Genomic DNA, 3,795 nt, shown 5'->3' with positions numbered 1-3,795 from the left:
ACCAATCAGCAAATACATGATATCAGGAAGAATAAGAACAATAAGAATAAATAACTAATCAACCGTGAGGAGAAATTGGTTCTCGAAAGAGAGTAAATTATGGAAAGCCGGATGCTTGGAAACTTGCCAAAAAACGATTGCCCCGACATCCGAATTTCCATAATTTAGCTTCTCTCAAGGAATAAAAGAATAAACTTAATATAATATATCTCTCAATTCTTGAAAATCTTGTTAAACATGTTTGAATAAAATAATAGTAAATTTTTTTGATCATCAATCCTCTAAATTAGATACCTTCAAAATCGATAACTTTTTCTGGAAAAGAATTAAACAGGATGAGAGCCTATAAAGGCGAAATAGCCGAAATAGTCATCAAACCCAATTTCTTCAAAAAGCGAACCAGATTAACCGACAGATTAACAGCACAAAAATGTGAAGTTGGCTAATTAGAAAATCAATCCCTGGAAATTCATCATTTCAGAACCATTAGAAACGCTCATTTGTGAAGCATGATGAACAAAAAACGGAAATATTAGAATATTCGAAAAGAACAAAAGATAAAGAAATAAAAATTTAACCAATGGTAACACGCGAAGAGTTAAATCTGGAAAGGGGATAAATTATGGAAATCAGTGTGTTGGGAAACTTGCTCTAACCATTTGGACAGAGACTGTTTGTAATAATTGATAGAAATATAAATCTTATAAATGAAACGCAAATAATCTTATCCGTATATTTTTAGCAATCTTTTTGGAATATTATGCTACATAAATACATACTTTAAATTATTCTGTGATCTAATATTATTAAGTATAATTTGCCAAATATATGGTTTTTGGATATTATCATAAATGGTTACGATTAGTTTTGTTATTTATACCCATATCTTCACTATTATTAAAAATAATAATAATTTTTTAATTTTTTTGTAATAAATTTAGATTAAATCTAATATTTGTTTTTATTTTTTAAAGCTACAATTTCATTAAAATTTCTTATTTGGTTTTTTTGATGTTCTAAATTAAAAAAACCATGTCTAATAAATTGAAATTTTTCTAAATTATTTTGAAAATCCACATTGCTTTCTATAAAACCTTTGTATTGTTCCCAAGAGTTAAAATTAAATAAACTTTTTATTTCTTCAGGTTTTTGATAATTCAATTGATTATTATTATGTTTTAATAATAAATCTTGATAAAAATTAAAAGTTGCTTCTAAAGATTTTTCCATAGTTAAAAAATGAATAGTACCGTTGGGTTTGCGTTGATTAAAGCCACTACCACTTTTAGTTAGTGGATCATAAGTAGCTAAAATTTCTAAAATTTCTCCATAATTATTGGTTATGATTTTATAAGCTTTAATAAAATAAAAGTATAATAATCTAACTTCTCCATACAAAAATAATCTTTTAAAATCCTGATTAGGTTTCTTTATTTGAAAATCACTATGTTCTATATAAATATTGCGTGAAAAAAAAACTTTTCTTTTTATTTGTTCGTCATTTTTATAATAAGAAATTTCACGATATTCTATTGTATTTTCAGGATAATTAGTAATGGTTATTTTCAAAGGTTTTATAACAGCGATAATAGTTTTAGTTTTTAATTGTAAATCGCTTCTTAAACAAGCATCCAACATACTTTTGTCAACATTGCTATTTATTTTCGAAAGACCAGCTTCTAGGATAAAATTTTTAATAGCAGAAGGAGTGAATCCTCGATTTCGTAATCCTATTAAAGTAGGCATACGCGGATCATCCCAACCTTTTACCAAATTAAAATCTACTAAAGATTTAAGGATTCTTTTGCTTAAACATGTGCCAATAATATTTAATCTACCGAATTCAATTTGTTTTGGAACATGAATCATTTCAGTTTCCTTGATAATCCAATCATAAAGCGGACGATGATCTTCAAATTCTAAAGAACATAAAGAATGAGTAATTTTTTCTATAGAATCAGCTAAAGGATGGGCAAAATCATAAGTTGGATAAATATAGTGATGTTTTTGTTTTAAAGTTTTAGTATTCAAAATTCTGTATAAAACCGGATCTCGTAAATTTAAATTGGGGCTAGACATATCAATTTTTGCTCTTAATACTTTTTGACCTATATGAAATTTACCTTGAGCCATTTGAGCAAACAATTCTAAATTCTCTGATATGGAGCGATTTCGGTAAGGAGAATTTTTTTGGATTTCTCTTGTTTGTTTTAATTCTTCTGCATTCAAATCATCTACAAAAGCTTTATTTTTTTGTATCAATAAAATAGCTTTTTGATATATAGCATCAAAATAATCTGAAGTAAAAAAAATTTTATCTGGTTTATATCCTAACCAATGTACATCTTTTTCTATATTTTCGATATAAACAGCTTTTTCACGCATAGGATTAGTATCATCATATCTTAAATAGGTTTTTCCTTGAAAATATTTAGCTAATTCAAAATTAATAACAATAGCTCGGGCATGACCTAAATGTAAAAAACCGTTTGGTTCTGGAGGAAAACGAGTAATAATTTCAGATATTTGATTTTGTTTTAAATCTATTTGCATAATAGTTTTGATAAAGTTTGACATTATCATGAAATATTTATAATTCTCCTTTTTTACTCTGTTAAAGTATATAATACAATTTTTTTATTTAAATCAGATATTTTTTTATTAAAAATAATTATTATTATTAGTAAAATATAAAAAATTATATTTTATAAACTTCATTTTTTTAAAAAAAATTATATTTATTATATTAAAAATAAATTTAAATTTATTTAAATTATTTTTTTAAGATATTTTTAGTATACTAAAATAAATATTTTTTTAAAAATATTATTTTTTTAGGAGCAAATTAAAATGTTTATTAAATTAATTAATCGAATTATTTTATTAACAATAATTTTTATTATTTTATTTATAATCAAAAATGAAATAAATGTTAATTTGGAATCAAATTATGAAGATAATTATGAAAAGACTATTGAAGAAATCAAAACAACTTGGCGAAAACTTGATCCAGAAAGAAACAAACAAAATAATTTTAATGAAATAAAAGATTAAATTAATATATAAAAAATAATTATAAAATTGTTTATAATTAATATTAGAGAGATCATTTTCGATGACAATCATTAAAAATTGTCATAGATTATGAACTCTCCTTTTTTTTATATATTATTTGAAAATAATTTTAAAATATTTTTATAAAATAATTATTTATAATTTATTTCTAAAATGATGAAATTTAAAATATTTATTCAATTGATATAGTAATAATTAGAAATAATAAATAATCTATAAATCTTAAGAAAATTTTATCTTTTTATTATATTTTTTAAAATTATATAAATATTTGAAAATCTAACAATTATAAAAAACCTTTATAGAAAAAAAGCTATAAAAATTATTATTTAATAAACTATTATTTTTTTACAATATAATTTTATTTTTATCAAATTGATTTATTAATTTTCAAACATCTTTTTAATATGTTCAAAATATATAATAATAAAATAGTTTTCAAATAATGTAATGACTGTATTGTATTTGCAGTGGGGTATTGTTTTGTTCAAGCGAACACCTTTCGTTTCGCTTTCTTTATAAATTGCGGTTTATTTTAATAATTGAAATAATAATATTAAGGATTGGATTGGTTTATTACCGCATTTAATTGTTTTGGATTTTTTAATAGCCTTACCTTGGGGTAAAAAAAGCAAAGATATTAATGATTTAGAAAAAATTCGTATGGTTTTAGAAAAAAATCATTATGGTTTACAAGAGGCAAAAGAACGAATTTTAGAA

The 3,795-nt window shown here is 22.7% G+C and carries 2 protein-coding genes; one reads left to right on the top strand and one right to left on the bottom strand.

Going from position 1 to position 3,795, the window contains the following annotated elements; genetic code table 11:
* Positions 1 to 948 precede the first annotated feature (948 nt).
* Complete coding sequence (gene glnS / locus OC701_RS02465) at positions 949 to 2,583, bottom strand: glutamine--tRNA ligase (protein WP_304514505.1); 1,635 nt, start codon at positions 2,581 to 2,583, stop codon at positions 949 to 951.
* A 267-nt stretch (positions 2,584 to 2,850) separates the two neighbouring features.
* Here glnS and OC701_RS02460 point away from each other — a divergent pair, with 267 nt between their 5' ends.
* Positions 2,851 to 3,054 carry a hypothetical protein gene (locus OC701_RS02460; RefSeq protein WP_304514504.1) on the top strand — a complete coding sequence of 68 codons (204 nt, stop codon included), beginning with the start codon at positions 2,851 to 2,853 and terminating at the stop codon, positions 3,052 to 3,054.
* The last annotated feature ends 741 nt before the right edge of the window (positions 3,055 to 3,795 follow it).

The sequence above is a fragment of the Candidatus Phytoplasma bonamiae genome (assembly GCF_030586845.1).
GTDB lineage: Bacteria > Bacillota_I > Bacilli_A > Acholeplasmatales > Acholeplasmataceae > Phytoplasma > Phytoplasma bonamiae.
Note: the sequence above shows the minus strand (reverse complement) of the source record. Positions and strands in the feature narration are given on the sequence as shown.

What these genes read in the sequence shown, in the direction of transcription:
- glnS (WP_304514505.1), bottom strand. Translation starts at nt 2,583, where the DNA reads ATGATAATGTCAAACTTTATCAAAACTATTATGCAAATAGATTTAAAA.
- OC701_RS02460 (WP_304514504.1), top strand. Translation starts at nt 2,851, where the DNA reads ATGTTTATTAAATTAATTAATCGAATTATTTTATTAACAATAATTTTT.